This window comes from Pseudomonas sp. efr-133-TYG-23 (genome assembly GCF_030209215.1).
Lineage (GTDB): Bacteria > Pseudomonadota > Gammaproteobacteria > Pseudomonadales > Pseudomonadaceae > Aquipseudomonas > Aquipseudomonas rhodesiae.
Map to the genome: position 1 here is coordinate 207,198 of NZ_JARVSL010000027.1, position 15,586 is coordinate 222,783.

General features: G+C 59.7%; 13 protein-coding genes. 12 read left to right on the forward strand and 1 reads right to left on the reverse strand.

Annotated features, from left to right (window positions below; all coding sequences use genetic code 11):
- Window positions 1-51 precede the first annotated feature (51 nt).
- The 12 genes from fabZ (at window position 52) to ispD (ending at window position 14,551) form a co-directional block, all read left to right on the forward strand.
- A complete protein-coding gene (fabZ, locus tag QRN41_RS18805; protein WP_034137246.1) occupies window positions 52-492 on the forward strand; it encodes a 3-hydroxyacyl-ACP dehydratase FabZ in 441 nt (146 codons plus the stop codon).
- Window positions 489-1,265, forward strand: a complete 777-nt coding sequence (gene lpxA / locus QRN41_RS18810; protein WP_034096247.1) for an acyl-ACP--UDP-N-acetylglucosamine O-acyltransferase — start codon at window positions 489-491, stop codon at window positions 1,263-1,265. The genes fabZ and lpxA overlap by 4 nt, the downstream gene beginning before the upstream one ends.
- A gap of 2 nt (window positions 1,266-1,267) precedes the next feature.
- Entirely contained in the window at window positions 1,268-2,407 is a 1,140-nt protein-coding gene (lpxB, locus tag QRN41_RS18815) for a lipid-A-disaccharide synthase (RefSeq protein ID WP_167416435.1), read from the forward strand.
- Window positions 2,404-3,036 (forward strand): ribonuclease HII, encoded by a 633-nt coding sequence (gene rnhB, locus QRN41_RS18820; protein WP_034096249.1) that lies wholly within the window; start codon window positions 2,404-2,406, stop codon window positions 3,034-3,036. Before lpxB ends, rnhB begins: the two co-directional genes overlap by 4 nt.
- Before the next feature lie 76 nt (window positions 3,037-3,112).
- Window positions 3,113-6,634 carry a DNA polymerase III subunit alpha gene (gene dnaE / locus QRN41_RS18825; RefSeq protein ID WP_034096250.1) on the forward strand — a complete coding sequence of 1,174 codons (3,522 nt, stop codon included), beginning with the start codon at window positions 3,113-3,115 and terminating at the stop codon, window positions 6,632-6,634.
- Window positions 6,635-6,774: 140 nt separating this feature from the next.
- Window positions 6,775-7,722 carry an acetyl-CoA carboxylase carboxyltransferase subunit alpha gene (locus tag QRN41_RS18830; protein ID WP_169867434.1) on the forward strand — a complete coding sequence of 316 codons (948 nt, stop codon included), beginning with the start codon at window positions 6,775-6,777 and terminating at the stop codon, window positions 7,720-7,722.
- Between the two features lie 162 nt (window positions 7,723-7,884).
- Window positions 7,885-9,195: a tRNA lysidine(34) synthetase TilS gene (tilS, locus tag QRN41_RS18835; RefSeq protein WP_285421983.1), complete on the forward strand. Its 1,311-nt coding sequence runs from the start codon at window positions 7,885-7,887 to the stop codon at window positions 9,193-9,195.
- A 273-nt stretch (window positions 9,196-9,468) separates the two neighbouring features.
- Window positions 9,469-11,100 carry a CTP synthase gene (gene pyrG, locus QRN41_RS18840; RefSeq protein ID WP_034096253.1) on the forward strand — a complete coding sequence of 544 codons (1,632 nt, stop codon included), beginning with the start codon at window positions 9,469-9,471 and terminating at the stop codon, window positions 11,098-11,100.
- 4 nt (window positions 11,101-11,104) lie between these two features.
- The gene (kdsA, locus tag QRN41_RS18845; protein WP_034096254.1) at window positions 11,105-11,950 is read left to right on the forward strand and encodes a 3-deoxy-8-phosphooctulonate synthase; all 846 of its coding nucleotides are present in this window, start codon (window positions 11,105-11,107) and stop codon (window positions 11,948-11,950) included.
- Window positions 11,951-12,107: 157 nt separating this feature from the next.
- Complete coding sequence (gene eno, locus QRN41_RS18850; protein ID WP_167416438.1) at window positions 12,108-13,397, forward strand: phosphopyruvate hydratase; 1,290 nt, start codon at window positions 12,108-12,110, stop codon at window positions 13,395-13,397.
- Window positions 13,398-13,568: 171 nt separating this feature from the next.
- The gene (gene ftsB, locus QRN41_RS18855; protein WP_034096256.1) at window positions 13,569-13,847 is read left to right on the forward strand and encodes a cell division protein FtsB; all 279 of its coding nucleotides are present in this window, start codon (window positions 13,569-13,571) and stop codon (window positions 13,845-13,847) included.
- A complete protein-coding gene (gene ispD / locus QRN41_RS18860; RefSeq protein ID WP_034137249.1) occupies window positions 13,844-14,551 on the forward strand; it encodes a 2-C-methyl-D-erythritol 4-phosphate cytidylyltransferase in 708 nt (235 codons plus the stop codon). Before ftsB ends, ispD begins: the two co-directional genes overlap by 4 nt.
- Before the next feature lie 122 nt (window positions 14,552-14,673).
- Here ispD and QRN41_RS18865 read toward each other — a convergent pair whose 3' ends face one another.
- On the reverse strand, window positions 14,674-15,570 hold the full coding sequence (locus QRN41_RS18865; protein WP_040267490.1) for a LysR substrate-binding domain-containing protein: 897 nt from the start codon (window positions 15,568-15,570) through the stop codon (window positions 14,674-14,676).
- Window positions 15,571-15,586 lie beyond the last annotated feature (16 nt).

Consider the following 15,586-nt stretch of genomic DNA (forward strand, 5'->3'; position numbering starts at 1 on the left):
CGTGCTTTTAGTCCGCCCGCCCCCAATCTTTATTACAGGCTTCCCCCCGAAATGATGGACATCAACGAGATTCGCGAATACCTGCCTCACCGTTACCCGTTCCTGCTGGTGGATCGTGTAGTGGACCTCAATGTTGAGGAAAAGCGCATTCGCGCCTACAAGAATGTCAGCATCAACGAACCGTTCTTCAATGGTCACTTTCCCGCACACCCGATCATGCCGGGCGTGTTGATTATCGAAGCTATGGCCCAGGCTGCCGGTATCCTTGGTTTCAAAATGCTCGACCTCAAGCCCGCCGATGGCACGCTTTACTATTTCGTGGGCTCGGACAAGCTGCGTTTCCGCAACCCGGTCACTCCAGGTGACCAGTTGGTCCTTGAAGCCAAGTTCATCAGCTGCAAGCGCCAGATCTGGAAGTTCGAGTGCCAGGCCTCGGTGGATGGCAAGGCGGTGTGCTCCGCCGAGATCATCTGTGCGGAACGCAAACTATGAGTTTGATTGACCCTCGCGCAATCATCGATCCGTCGGCCGTACTGGCCGCCGACGTTGAGGTCGGCCCTTGGTCGATCATCGGCGCAGGTGTGGAAATCGGCGAGGGGACTGTCATCGGGCCGCATGTGATCCTCAAAGGTCCGACCCGCATTGGCAAACACAATCGCATCTACCAGTTCTCCTCGGTGGGCGAAGACACGCCGGACATGAAGTACAAGGGTGAAGAAACGCGCTTGGTCATCGGTGATCACAACATCATCCGAGAAGGCGTGACCATTCATCGCGGTACCGTGCAGGATCGCGCCGAAACCACCTTGGGTGATCACAACCTGGTTATGGCGTACGCCCATATCGGTCATGACAGCGTCATCGGCAACCACTGCATCCTGGTCAATAACACCGCGTTGGCTGGGCATGTTCATGTTGATGACTGGGCGATTCTGTCCGGTTTTACCCTGGTGCATCAGTATTGCCATATTGGCGCCCATAGCTTCTCCGGCATGGGGACCGCGATCGGCAAGGACGTTCCGGCGTATGTCACGGTATTCGGCAACCCGGCCGAAGCGCGTAGCATGAATTTCGAAGGCATGCGTCGTCGCGGGTTCAGCGATGATGCCATCCATGCTCTGCGTCGCGCCTATAAGGTGGTTTACCGCCAGGGGCTGACCGTGGAGCAGGCACTGACCCAACTGACCGAGCCGGCTGCGTTGTTCCCGGAAGTTGCGGTGTTCCGTGACTCGATCCAGGCGTCGACGCGCGGCATCACCCGCTGACCATGGCCAATCTGCGTATAGCGCTGGTGGCCGGAGAAGCTTCCGGCGATATTTTGGGCGCAGGTCTTATGCGAGCACTCAAGGCTCAGCATCCGGCGGTGGAGTTTATCGGTGTTGGCGGCCCGCTGATGCAGGCTGAAGGCCTGGCGTCCTACTTTCCCATGGAGCGCTTGTCGGTCATGGGGCTGGTGGAAGTATTGGGTCGTCTGCGCGAGTTGCTGGCGCGGCGCAAACTGCTGATCCAGACCTTGATTGAAGAAAAACCTGACGTTTTTATCGGCATCGACGCACCGGATTTCACCCTCAATATCGAACTCAAGCTGCGTCAGGCCGGGATCAAGACCGTGCATTATGTCAGTCCGTCCGTGTGGGCCTGGCGGCAGAAGCGCGTGCTGAAGATTCGCGAGGGTTGCGACCTGATGCTGACCCTGTTGCCGTTCGAGGCCAAGTTCTACGAAGAGAAGGGCGTGCCGGTGCGGTTTGTCGGGCACACCCTGGCCGACGCCATTCCCCTGCACGCCGACCGAGCCGCGGCCCGCGCCGAACTGGGCTTGCCAGAAGGTCCGCTGGTGGCGCTGATGCCGGGCAGCCGAGGCGGTGAAGTCGGACGTTTGGCCGGCGTCTTCTTTGATGCAGCCGAGCGCCTGATGGTCCTCAAGCCTGGCGTGCGGTTTGTATTGCCTTGTGCCAGCCCGCAACGTCGTGCGCAGATCGAAGCGCTGCTGCCAGGCCGCGACCTGCCGTTGACCTTGCTGGATGGCCAGTCCCATCTGGCCTTGGCGGCGTGCGATGCAGTCATGATCGCTTCGGGTACTGCCACGCTGGAGGCCTTGCTGTACAAGCGCCCTATGGTGGTGGCCTATCGTTTGGCGCCGCTGACCTTCTGGATTCTCAAGCGCATGGTCAAGAGCCCTTACATCTCCCTGCCCAACCTGTTGGCCCAACGCCTGTTGGTGCCGGAGTTGTTGCAGGACGATGCGACACCGGACGCCCTGGCGCAAACCCTACTACCCTTGATCGACGGCGGCGAAGAACAGACCCGTGGGTTCGACGCCATTCACCGCACGTTGCGCCGTGATGCCTCGAACCAGGCGGCCGACGCCGTGCTGAACTTGATCGGCAAACAACAGGACGCTTTATGAGTACGCAAATGGGCCTGGATTTCAGCCTGGTTGCCCAAGCCCATGAACTGGTGGCCGGCGTCGATGAGGTAGGACGTGGCCCACTGTGTGGTGCGGTGGTCACGGCGGCGGTCATTCTGGATCCGAATCGACCGATCCTGGGACTGAACGATTCGAAAAAACTCACCGAAGCGCGCCGTGAAAAGCTGTATGACGAGATCTGTGAAAAAGCCTTGAGTTGGCATATCGCCCGGGCCGAAGTCGAAGAAATCGACACGCTCAATATTCTCCACGCCACAATGCTGGCGATGCAGCGTGCGGTCGAAGGCCTGCACATCACGCCGAAGATGGCGATGATCGACGGCAACCGTTGCCCGAAATTGAGCATGCCGTCGGAAGCGGTGGTCAAGGGTGATAGCAAGGTGCCGGCGATTGCCGCGGCCTCGATTCTGGCCAAAGTCAGTCGTGATCGGGAAATGGCTGCATTTGAACTGATCTATCCAGGCTATGGCATCGGCGGGCATAAAGGCTACCCGACGCCCGTTCATCTGGAAGCTCTCGCACGCCTCGGCCCGACGCCGATTCATCGCCGCTCCTTCGCCCCGGTGCGCCAGGCTTACGAGCTGCGCGAGAGCTTCAGCGAGGTTTAGTCGCGAGGCTGATGTTTTTGCCAAGGCCCGGTACAATCCGGGCCTTGTTGTCTCCATGTATTAGAACAGGATCACTATGCCGGCTTCATTCGTTCACCTGCGCCTGCACACTGAATATTCCCTGGTCGACGGCCTGGTACGGATCAAACCCCTGGTCAAAACCCTGGTGGGCATGAACATGCCTGCGGTGGCGGTGACTGATCAGAACAACATGTGTTCCCTGGTCAAGTTCTACAAAAATGCCATGGCCGCCGGCATCAAGCCGATCTGCGGCGCCGACCTGTGGCTATCCAACAAAGACCCCGACAACCCCTTGAGCCGCATCAGCCTATTGGCGATGAACGGCGTCGGCTATCGCAACCTCACCGAACTGATTTCCCGCGGTTTTATCGACGGTCAGCGCAATGGCTCGATCATCATCGAGCGCGAGTGGGTGGCCGAAGCCAGCGAAGGGCTGATCATGCTGTCCGCCGCTAAAGAGGGCGAGATCGGTATCGCGCTGCTGGGCGGCAATCCTCAGGAAGCCGAAGTGCTGGCCCGCGAGTGGATGCAGGTTTTTCCCGACCGTTTCTATTTGGAAGTGCAGCGCACCAATCGGCCCAACGATGAAGAGCACCTGCACGCCGCCGTAGCATTGGCCGACAAACTCGGTGCGCCGCTGGTGGCGACCAATGATGTGCGCTTTATCAAGAAGGAAGATTTCGAGGCCCACGAAACCCGCGTGTGCATCGGCGAAGGCCGAGCCCTGGATGACCCGCGCCGTTCGAAGAATTACAGCGAAGAGCAGTACCTTAAAAGCGCCGAAGAAATGGCCGAGCTGTTCAGCGATCTGCCCGAGGCCCTGGAAAACTCTGTCGAGATCGCCAAGCGCTGCAATATCGAAGTGAAGCTGGGCAAGCACTTCCTGCCTAACTTCCCGATTCCCGATGGCATGACCATCGATGAATATTTCCGCAAGGTCTCGTTCGATGGCCTTGAGGAGCGGCTGGCGGTCCTGCTGCCCAAGGAAACCACCGAAGACTACGAAGCCAAGCGCCAGGTCTATGTCGACCGGTTGAATTTCGAGCTGGATATCATTATCCAGATGGGGTTCCCCGGTTACTTCCTGATCGTGATGGACTTTATTCAGTGGGCCAAGAACAACGGAGTGCCGGTGGGCCCGGGCCGGGGGTCAGGTGCTGGCTCGCTGGTGGCCTATGTGCAGAAGATCACCGACCTTGACCCGTTGGAATACGACCTGCTGTTCGAGCGATTCCTGAACCCGGAGCGGGTGTCCATGCCCGACTTCGACGTCGACTTCTGCATGGACGGTCGCGACCGTGTGATCGAATACGTGGCCGAAAAATATGGCCGCAACGCCGTGAGCCAGATCATTACCTTCGGTTCCATGGCGGCCAAGGCGGTGATCCGCGACGTGGCGCGGGTGCAGGGCAAGTCCTACGGCCTGGCTGATCGTCTGTCGAAGATGATCCCGTTCGAAGTCGGCATGACCCTGGAGAAGGCTTACGAGCAGGAAGAGATCCTGCGCGATTTCATCAAAGTCGACGAAGAAGCCGCCGAAATCTGGGAGATGGCCCGCAAACTTGAGGGCGTAGTGCGTAACGTCGGTAAGCACGCCGGTGGCGTGGTGATCGCGCCTACCAAACTCACCGATTTTTCGCCGATCTATTGCGACGAAGAAGGCGACGGCCTGGTAACCCAGTTCGACAAAGATGACGTGGAGGCGGCCGGCCTGGTGAAGTTCGACTTCCTCGGCCTGCGTACCCTGACCATCATCGACTGGGCCCTCAAAACCATCAACCGCGACCGCGCCAAGGTGGGCGAGGAACCACTGGATATCGCCTTTATTCCGCTGGACGACAAGCCGACCTACACCCTGCTGCAAAAAGCCGAAACCACGGCGGTGTTCCAGCTTGAATCCCGCGGTATGAAAGAGCTGATCAAAAAGCTCAAGCCCGACTGCCTGGAAGACTTGATCGCACTGGTGGCCCTGTTCCGTCCGGGCCCGCTGCAATCAGGCATGGTGGATGACTTCATCAACCGTAAGCACGGGCGTGCCGAGCTGGCGTACCCGCATTCCGATTACCAGTATGAAGGCCTCAAGCCAGTATTGGCGCCGACCTACGGCATCATCCTGTATCAGGAACAGGTGATGCAGATTGCTCAGGTGATGGCGGGCTATACCCTGGGCGGCGCCGACATGCTGCGTCGCGCGATGGGTAAGAAGAAGCCTGAGGAAATGGCCAAGCAGCGTGGCGGTTTCATTGAGGGGTGCGCCACTAACAATATCGACGCCGATCTGGCAGGTAACATCTTCGACCTGGTGGAGAAATTCGCCGGTTACGGCTTCAACAAGTCCCACTCTGCCGCCTATGGCTTGGTTTCGTACCAGACCGCCTGGTTGAAAGCGCACTATCCGGCGCCATTCATGGCTGCGGTGCTGTCGGCGGATATGCACAACACCGACAAGGTCGTGACCTTGATCGAGGAAGTGCGCACCATGAAGCTGCGCCTCGACGCGCCGGACGTGAACGCCTCGGAGTTCAAGTTCACGGTCAACGACGAAGGCCGCATTATTTATGGCCTGGGCGCGATCAAGGGCGTGGGCGAAGGCCCGGTGGAAGCCATCACCGAAGCGCGTCAGGACGGGCCTTTCAAAGATCTGTTCGACTTCTGCGCGCGGGTCGATCTCAAACGTATTAACAAGCGCACCTTGGATGGCTTGATCCGCAGTGGCGCACTCGACCGTCTCGGCCCGTATTTCCATGATGAGCCCAAGGCTTATCAGGCCAATATCGACCGCAACCGCGCGGTGCTGCTGGCCGCCATGGAAGAAGCGATCAAGGCCGCCGAACAGACCGCCCGCACCCACGACAGCGGGCATGCCGACCTGTTCGGCGGTTTGTTCGTCGAAGAAGACGCGGACGTGTACGCCAATCACCGCAAGGCCAAGGAGTTAACCCTCAAGGAGCGCCTCAAGGGCGAAAAAGACACCCTGGGGCTCTATCTCACCGGCCACCCGATCGACGAGTACGAAGGCGAAATCCGCCGTTTCGCCCGTCAGCGCATCATCGACCTGAAACCGGCGCGGGATACCCAGACCGTGGCCGGCATGATCATTGCGCTGCGGGTGATGAAAAACAAAAAGGGCGACAAGATGGGGTTCATCACCCTTGACGACCGTTCGGGCCGGATCGAAGCCTCATTGTTCGCCGATGCGTTCCACTCCGCTCAGTCGCTGTTGCAGACCGACGCCATGGTGGTGGTGGAAGGGGAGGTCAGCAACGACGACTTCTCCGGCGGCCTGCGCCTGCGGATCAAGCGTGTAATGAGCATGGAAGATGCCCGCACCAACCTGGCCGAAAGCCTGCGCCTGAAAGTTAAAACCGAGGCGCTCAAGGGCGATCAGCTACGCTGGTTGGGTGAGCTGCTCAAGCGGCACCGGGGCGCGTGCCCGGTGACCATGGAGTACACCGGTAACGATGCCAAGGCCATGCTCCAGTTTGGCGAGACTTGGCGAATTGATCCCGCCGACGGCTTGATTCAAGCTTTGCGTGACCAGTTCGGGCGAGACAACGTCTTCCTCCAATACCGTTGATGGCTGGCCCGGTAGTGGCATTCAGCGTGATCGACAAAACATTTAATCTCGACCTAAACGCGCCTCTCCCTTAAGGTAGGGCGCGAATAGACAACCGGCTGGCCAGGCACTCCCTGGCCGTCGACCCAAGACGGACGCTTATGAACCCGAATTTTCTTGATTTCGAACAGCCGATCGCTGACCTGCAAGCCAAGATCGAAGAGCTGCGCCTGGTCGGCAATGACAATTCGCTGAATATCGGCGATGAGATCGCCCGCCTGCAAGACAAGAGCAGCGCGCTCACCGAAGACATCTTCGGCAAACTGACCAGCTGGCAGATCGCGCGCCTGGCCCGCCACCCGCGCCGGCCTTACACCCTGGATTACATCCAGCACATTTTTACCGAGTTCGACGAGCTGCACGGTGATCGTCACTTCTCCGACGACGCGGCTATCGTGGGCGGTATTGCACGTCTGGACGACCAGCCAGTGATGGTGATCGGTCACCAGAAAGGCCGTGAAGTTCGCGAGAAGGTGCGCCGCAACTTCGGTATGCCGCGTCCGGAAGGCTACCGCAAGGCGTGCCGTCTGATGGAAATGGCCGAGCGTTTCAAGATGCCGATCCTGACCTTTATCGATACCCCGGGCGCTTACCCAGGCATCGACGCCGAAGAGCGCAACCAGAGCGAGGCGATCGCCTGGAACCTGCGCGTGATGGCCCGCCTGAAAACGCCGATCATCGCCACCGTGATTGGTGAGGGTGGTTCCGGCGGTGCACTGGCGATTGGCGTCTGCGACCAGTTGAACATGCTGCAATATTCGACCTACGCGGTGATCTCGCCGGAAGGTTGCGCCTCGATCCTGTGGAAAACCGCCGAAAAAGCGCCGGACGCCGCCGAAGCCATGGGCATCACCGCCGATCGCCTCAAAGGGCTGGGTATCGTCGATAAAGTGATCGCCGAGCCACTGGGCGGCGCTCATCGTGACCCGGCTGCCGCTGCCGCGACCATCCGCGCAGAGTTGGGCTCGCAACTGGCGATGCTCAAGAAGATGGATAACGAAGCGCTGTTGGCTCGTCGTTATGAGCGCCTGATGAGCTACGGTCTCTAAAGTCGCAGCAGTACTAATGTGGGAGGGGGCTTGCCCCCGATAGCGGTGGATCAGTCAGCAAATACAGGGACTGACACTCAGCAATCGGGGCGCAATCCCTCTCCCACATTTGCTTTGTGTATGCTTGGTCAACGTATTCCAGATTTGCGGCGGTAGCGTTTGATGAAACCAACTTTGCCCGCCAAACTCCTGCAAGCCCTGGCCCCCTGGCGCGACGCCCCGGCTTGGCATATCGCTTTCTCTGGCGGTCTCGATTCCACTGTGCTGCTGCATCTCCTGGCCAACGCCAAACCCCTTGTGCCTCTAAGCGCCGTCCATATCCACCATGGCTTGCAAGCCGCTGCCGACGCTTGGCCAAGCCATTGCCAGTCGGTGTGCGACTACCTGGGAGTCCCCTTGCGTGTCATGCGCGTGCAAGTGCCGTCCGGTGCCAGTCTCGAGCGTGCGGCGCGTGATGCGCGTTATCAGGCGTTTGCCGAGGTTATCGGAGCAGGGGAGGTGATGCTCACCGCCCAGCATCGCGAAGACCAGGCCGAAACCTTGCTGTTTCGGCTGTTACGCGGCGCAGGCGTACGGGGGTTGGCAGCCATGCCGGTGCACCGTCCGTTGGCGGGCGGGCACTTAGTGCGCCCATTGTTGGGCGTCTCTCGGGCAGAGCTGGAAGCTTATGCCGTGGAGCATCAGCTTCAATGGATCGCAGACCCTTCCAACGCAGACACTCGCTTCTCCCGCAATTACCTGCGCCACCGCGTATTCCCGATACTGACCGAGCGCTGGCCGCAAGCCGTCCCCGGCCTGGCCCGCAGCGCCGAGCACTTGAGTGAAGCCCAGGGCCTGCTCGATGAGTTGGCCAGGATGGATCTGCAAGCCGCCGAACAACCTTCAGCGTTTCCCTGGTTGGGCTTGCCATCCCTGGCGCTTGCTCCGCTGCGAGAGCTTTCCGATGCCCGTCAGCGCAATGCTTTGCGCCATTGGCTGAATCCGCTGACACGCCTGCCCGACAGCGATCACTGGGTCGGCTGGCAATCCTTACGTGATGCCAAGCACGACGCACAACCGTTATGGTCTCTGGCTGATGGGCAATTACACCGTTGCGGTGAGCGCATCTGGTGGTTGCCCTCCTCCTGGTCGGAATTTTCCGATGTGCCGGTGAGCTGGTCTGATGCGCAACGCCCGCTACGGTTACCCGGTAATGGTGAGCTGAGATTTTGCGGCAAGGCGCCCGCAGGTCCGTTGGAGGTCCGTTACCGCCAGGGCGGTGAAATCGTCGATGTGCCAGGCCGCGGTCGACGGGATCTGAAGCGCTTGCTCAACGAAAGCGGTTTACCGGGCTTCGTCCGTGGCAGATTGCCGCTGCTGTATCGAGGAGAATTTTTAGTGGGGGTGCCCAACCTTGCGGGATTGTGGGCGCCGCCCAGTCAGGACTGGCAATTGCATTGGATGCCACAGACTTGCGATCAAGGTTTGAGCTGATAGAGCCTTTCCGGTAGACTACGCTCCCTTCTTGATACAACTTCTGTGGATTCGCCTGAATCGCAGCAGTTGCCGATTACCAAGCAGTCTTTGCTGGGCGATTCCAAAAAATGTGTAGCGATCAACGTACCGGTGTTTCATTGCTGGTCTGTCACAACGCGGCGGTTTTTTTGAAAGGTGCACTGTGATTAATGCAGGTGATCGGGGGCTTCGGCCTCTCTTCGCTTTCCCCGGCGGCTCGGACCGCTTTAACGCAGACTTCTAGGGTTTTTCATGACGCGCTACATATTCGTCACGGGCGGTGTTGTTTCTTCATTGGGGAAAGGCATTGCCTCCGCTTCATTGGCGGCCATCCTGGAGGCGCGGGGGCTTAAAGTCACCATGCTCAAGCTGGACCCGTACATCAACGTCGACCCGGGCACCATGAGCCCGTTCCAGCACGGTGAAGTGTTCGTCACCCACGACGGCGCCGAGACTGACCTGGACCTTGGCCACTACGAGCGGTTCATCCGCACGACCATGACCCAGAACAACAACTTCACCACCGGCCGTGTCTACGAACACGTGCTGCGCAAAGAGCGCCGTGGTGACTACCTGGGCGCGACCATCCAGGTTATTCCGCACATCACTGACGAAATCAAGCGCCGCATCATCAAGGGTGCGGGCGATGCTGACGTGGCGATGGTCGAGATCGGTGGCACCGTGGGTGACATCGAATCCCAACCGTTCCTCGAAGCCATCCGTCAGTTGCGTTTCGAAGTCGGCGCCAAGCGCGCGATGCTGATGCACCTGACTTTGGTGCCATACATCGCCACCGCCGGCGAAACCAAAACCAAGCCTACCCAGCACTCGGTCAAGGAGCTGCGTTCCATCGGCCTGCAGCCGGACGTGCTGGTCTGCCGTTCCGATCATCCGATCGACATTTCCTCGCGTCGCAAGATCGCGCAGTTCACCAACGTTGAAGAGCGTGCGGTAATTGCCCTGGAAGACGCCGACACCATCTACAAGATCCCGGGGATCCTGCATTCGCAAGGTCTGGATGATTTTGTGGTCGAACGTTTCGGCCTGCAGTGTGGCGGCGCGGACTTGTCCGAGTGGGATGCAGTGGTCGACGCCAAGCTCAACCCTGAGCACGAAGTCACCATCGCCATGGTCGGCAAGTACATGGAGCTGCTGGACGCGTACAAGTCGCTGATCGAAGCGATGAGCCACGCCGGTATCAGCAACCGCACCAAGGTCAACCTGCGCTACATCGATTCCGAAGACATCGAGAACCAAGGCACTGCGCTGCTCGAAGGCGTGGACGCGATCCTCGTACCTGGCGGCTTCGGCTTGCGCGGCGTGGAAGGCAAGATCACGGCCGTTCAGTACGCACGTGAGAACAAGGTTCCGTACCTGGGGATCTGCCTGGGCATGCAAGTGGCCGTCATCGAATTCGCCCGGAACGTGTTGGGCTGGAAAGACGCCAACTCCACCGAGTTCGACAGCAAGAGCGGTCACCCGGTCGTGGGCCTGATCACCGAGTGGGAAGACGCCACCGGTGCGGTCGAAGTGCGTACCGAAGCTTCCGACCTGGGCGGCACCATGCGCCTGGGCGCGCAGGATTGCCTGCTGGAGCCGGGCTCGCTGGTTCACGACTGCTACGGCAAGGACGTGATCGTCGAGCGTCACCGTCACCGCTACGAAGTGAACAACAACCTGCTGCCGCAGATCAAAGAGGCCGGCCTGAAAATCTCCGGTCGCTCGGGCGATGGCGCATTGGTTGAAGTGGTCGAGGCACCGGATCATCCGTGGTTCGTGGCTTGCCAGTTCCACCCTGAGTTCACCTCGACTCCGCGCGACGGTCACCCACTGTTCAGCGGTTTCGTCAAAGCTGCACTGACGCAACATCAGAAGAAGGCGTAAACCGATGGCCCAGAAGATCATTCGCGTAGGCGATATCGAGATTGCCAACGACAAGCCCATGGTGCTGTTCGGCGGCATGAACGTACTGGAAAGCCGCGACATGGCGATGCAGGTCTGTGAAGAATATGTGCGGGTCACCCAGAAGCTGGGCATCCCTTATGTATTCAAGGCCAGCTTCGACAAGGCCAACCGTTCGTCCGTAACGTCCTATCGCGGCCCAGGCCTTGAAGAAGGCATGCGGATCTTCCAGGACATCAAGCAAGCCTTCGGCGTGCCGGTCATCACCGACGTCCACGAGCCTGCGCAGGCGGCCGTGGTCGCCGAAGTGTGTGACATCATTCAGTTGCCGGCCTTTCTGTCGCGCCAGACCGACCTCGTGGTCGCCATGGCCAAGACCGGCGCGGTGATCAATATCAAGAAAGCCCAGTTCCTTGCGCCTCAGGAAATGAAACACATCCTGAGCAAGTGCGTGGAAGCGGGTAACGACCAGTTGATCCTCTGCGAGCGCGGTTCCAGCTTCGGCTACAACAACCTAGTGGTGGACATGCTCGGTTTCGGCATCATGAAACAGTTCGAATACCCGGTGTTCTTCGACGTGACCCACGCGCTGCAAATGCCCGGTGGTCGCTCGGACTCCGCAGGCGGGCGTCGCGCCCAGGTCACTGACCTGGCCAAGGCCGGCATGAGCCAATCCCTGGCCGGCCTGTTCCTGGAAGCCCACCCGGACCCGGATAACGCCAAGTGCGACGGCCCTTGTGCCCTGCGCCTGGATAAACTCGAGCCATTCCTGGCCCAGCTCAAGCAGTTGGACGAACTGGTCAAGAGTTTTCCGACGGTAGAGACCGCGTAAGCCGGGTTTCTCCGGTAGAGTATCCCACGCTAAACGCTCAGGCCTGCGGGCCTGAGTCTTGTCGCCTGCAAGCCTGCCCCGTTGTTCCACCCTTGCGGTCGGTCAAAAGTTTTCCTTCAGCTGCGTCGTTTTCGTCAACTTTGGAGTGTTTACAACAATGGCAAAAATCGTCGACATCAAAGGTCGTGAAGTTCTCGACTCCCGTGGCAACCCCACCGTCGAAGCCGACGTGCTTCTCGATAACGGCATCATCGGCAGCGCTTGTGCGCCGTCCGGTGCTTCCACCGGTTCGCGCGAAGCGCTGGAACTGCGTGATGGCGACAAGAGCCGTTACCTGGGTAAGGGTGTCCTCAAGGCTGTCGCCAACATCAATGGTCCGATCCGTGACCTGCTGCTGGGTAAAGACCCGCTGGATCAGAAAGCCCTGGACCACGCGATGATCATGCTCGACGGCACTGACAACAAAGGCAGCCTGGGCGCTAACGCCATCCTCGCCGTATCCCTGGCCGCCGCTAAGGCCGCTGCCCAGGACCAGGACCTGCCGTTGTACGCGCACATCGCCAACCTGAACGGCACCCCAGGCGTCTATTCGATGCCCGTACCGATGATGAACATCATCAACGGTGGCGAGCATGCCGATAACAACGTCGACATCCAGGAATTCATGGTGCAGCCGGTTGGCGCCAAGACCTTCTCCGAAGGCCTGCGCATGGGCACCGAGATTTTCCATCACCTCAAAGCCGTACTCAAAGCCCGCGGCTTGAGCACTGCGGTCGGTGACGAAGGCGGTTTCGCACCGAACCTGGCGTCCAACGAAGATGCGCTGAAAGTCATCTCCGAAGCCGTGGCCAACGCAGGCTACACCCTGGGCACCGACGTGACCCTGGCCCTGGACTGCGCCGCCAGCGAGTTCTATGAAGACGGTAAGTACAACCTGTCCGGCGAAGGCCAGGTGTTCAACTCCGAAGGTTTTGCCGAGTACCTGAAGGGCCTGACCCAGCGCTACCCGATCATCTCGATCGAAGACGGCCTGGACGAGTCCGACTGGGATGGCTGGAAGATTCTCACCGACAAGATCGGCGAGAAGATCCAACTGGTGGGCGACGACCTGTTCGTGACCAACACCAAGATCCTGAAAGAAGGCATCGATAAAAAGATCGCCAACTCGATCCTGATCAAGTTCAACCAGATTGGTACCCTGACCGAGACCCTGGAAGCCATCCAGATGGCCAAGGCCGCGGGTTACACCGCTGTGATCTCGCACCGCTCCGGCGAAACCGAAGACTCGACCATTGCCGACCTGGCCGTGGGCACCTCGGCTGGCCAGATCAAGACCGGCTCGCTGTGCCGTTCCGACCGCGTTTCCAAGTACAACCAATTGCTGCGTATCGAAGAGCAACTGGCTGGCAAAGCCAAGTACAACGGTCGCGGTGAGTTTCGCGGCTGAGGGTTAAATGGTAAAAAGTCGGCGGATTGCGTCGGAAAACTCACGACAGGGTGAATTTCGGCGCTAATCTGGTGACTATCTAGCACAAGCCTGGTTCTTCCAGGCTTCGTGCTATCAGTTGCTTCAAAAGTTTTGCATGGCTGTCTTTTTCCACTGGATACCCGATATTCGATGCGCAGTCCCAATTGGTTGTTTCTTGTCTTGCTCTTGCTGCTGGCTGGCCTGCAGTACCGCCTATGGGTAGGTAATGGCAGCTTTGCGCAGGTAAAAGACCTGACCCAACAAATTGCCGATCAGCGTGCCGAGAACGAACGCTTGCTGGAGCGCAACCGCGTCCTCGATGCCGAGGTCCTTGAGTTGAAAAAGGGCACGGAGACCGTCGAAGAGCGGGCTCGCCATGAGTTGGGCATGGTCAAGGAGGGTGAAACCCTCTACCAGTTGGCCCAATGAGTCAGCGTTTGCCGGCCTTCTGGGCCGTGATTCCTGCCGCGGGCGTTGGTGCCCGTATGGCCGCGGACCGTCCCAAGCAATACCTGCAACTGGGCGGACGCACGATTCTCGAACACAGCCTCGGCTGTTTCCTCGACCACCCCTTGCTCAAGGGCCTGGTGGTCAGCCTCGCTTCTGATGATCCTTATTGGCCCGCCCTGGCGTGTGCTGCCGACCCGCGTATCCAACGCGCAGACGGTGGTGCGGAGCGTTCGGCCTCGGTACTCAACGCACTGCTGCAGCTCAATGCCCTGGGCGCCTGCGATGACGATTGGGTCTTGGTGCATGATGCGGCGCGGCCTAACCTGAGCCGTGATGATCTCGATAAATTGCTGGCTGAGTTGGCGGACGATCCGGTCGGAGGCCTGCTGGCGGTGCCGGCTCGCGATACCCTCAAGCGCGTCGACAAGCAGGGGCGGGTGGTGGAGACCGTCGATCGCAGTTTGATCTGGCAAGCCTATACGCCGCAGATGTTCCGCCTCGGGGCCTTGCATCGCGCATTGGCCGACAGCCTGGTGGCCGATGCGCTGATCACTGATGAAGCCTCGGCGATGGAATGGTCCGGGCAGGCGCCGCGCTTGATCGAAGGGCGCTCGGATAATATCAAGGTGACCCGTCCGGAAGATCTGGAGTGGCTACGACTGCGTTGGGCCAATCGTCGATAGTCAGTTGCACCGGGTCTACTTCATCGCAGGCAAGCCACATTCGATCACCTTCTCCCCATGCCGCTCGGTCAACTGTGGGAGCCGGGCTTGCCCGCGATAAGCCCCACCTAGGCACCCAATACTCAAGCGCTGTACTCCGGCCGCTCGGCCAAGCCCTCCTTCAAGAAATCCACCAATTTCCTGACCTTTGGCGACAAATGTCGTTGCTGCGGATACAGCGCCCACACCGCCGTATTCGGTGGTTGATGGGCCTCCAACAGCGACACCAGTGCGCCCGTGTGCAGGTGCTCCAGTACGTAATAGTCCGGCAGCTGACACAACCCCACACCTTGCAGCGCGGCATCCAGCACGGCTTGCCCACTGTTGCAGCGCCAGTTTCCCTGCACGCGCTGCGCAAACTCGCGTCCGTCCTGGGCCAATTGCCAAATGTCCGAACTGCCGATCAGGCAGTTGTGCCGAGTCAATTCCGACAGGCTATGGGGCCGACCATACCGCGCCAGGTAGGACGGTGAAGCGCACAGGTACATGCGTCGCGGCGCGAGGCGGCTGGCGACCATGCGCGAGTCTTGCAGGCGGCCCAGGCGAATCGCCAGGTCGAGGCCTTCGTGCACCAGGTCCAGCTGACGGTTGCTCAGTTCGATATCCACTCGCAGCTGTGGATACAGGCGCATAAACCGGGTCACCAGCGGCACGATAAAGCGCTCGCCGTAAGCCACGGCACAGGTCATGCGCAACATGCCCTTGGGTTCGCTGGTCAGGTCGCCCACGGCACGCAAGGCCTCTTCGCGGCCATCCTGCAGGCGTTGGCAATGCTGCAAAAAGGTCTGGCCCGCCTCAGTCAAGGTGACCTTGCGGGTACTGCGATATAGCAGCCGCGTTTGCAGTCGGTCTTCCAGGCGCGCGACTTGCCGGCTGATATGAGATGACGAAACCCCAAGACGCTCAGCGGCGGCGGTGAACTGGCTGCACTCGGCGACTGCGACGAACTCGTCGATGCCTTCCCAGCGGTTTTCCTGCATGGTGATTGTCCCTGTA

Coding starts and splice junctions, on each gene's coding strand:
- fabZ (WP_034137246.1), top strand. CDS start 52: ATGATGGACATCAACGAGATTCGCGAATACCTGCCTCACCGTTACCCG.
- lpxA (WP_034096247.1), top strand. CDS start 489: ATGAGTTTGATTGACCCTCGCGCAATCATCGATCCGTCGGCCGTACTG.
- lpxB (WP_167416435.1), top strand. CDS start 1,268: ATGGCCAATCTGCGTATAGCGCTGGTGGCCGGAGAAGCTTCCGGCGAT.
- rnhB (WP_034096249.1), top strand. CDS start 2,404: ATGAGTACGCAAATGGGCCTGGATTTCAGCCTGGTTGCCCAAGCCCAT.
- dnaE (WP_034096250.1), top strand. CDS start 3,113: ATGCCGGCTTCATTCGTTCACCTGCGCCTGCACACTGAATATTCCCTG.
- QRN41_RS18830 (WP_169867434.1), top strand. CDS start 6,775: ATGAACCCGAATTTTCTTGATTTCGAACAGCCGATCGCTGACCTGCAA.
- tilS (WP_285421983.1), top strand. CDS start 7,885: ATGAAACCAACTTTGCCCGCCAAACTCCTGCAAGCCCTGGCCCCCTGG.
- pyrG (WP_034096253.1), top strand. CDS start 9,469: ATGACGCGCTACATATTCGTCACGGGCGGTGTTGTTTCTTCATTGGGG.
- kdsA (WP_034096254.1), top strand. CDS start 11,105: ATGGCCCAGAAGATCATTCGCGTAGGCGATATCGAGATTGCCAACGAC.
- eno (WP_167416438.1), top strand. CDS start 12,108: ATGGCAAAAATCGTCGACATCAAAGGTCGTGAAGTTCTCGACTCCCGT.
- ftsB (WP_034096256.1), top strand. CDS start 13,569: ATGCGCAGTCCCAATTGGTTGTTTCTTGTCTTGCTCTTGCTGCTGGCT.
- ispD (WP_034137249.1), top strand. CDS start 13,844: ATGAGTCAGCGTTTGCCGGCCTTCTGGGCCGTGATTCCTGCCGCGGGC.
- QRN41_RS18865 (WP_040267490.1), bottom strand. CDS start 15,570: ATGCAGGAAAACCGCTGGGAAGGCATCGACGAGTTCGTCGCAGTCGCC.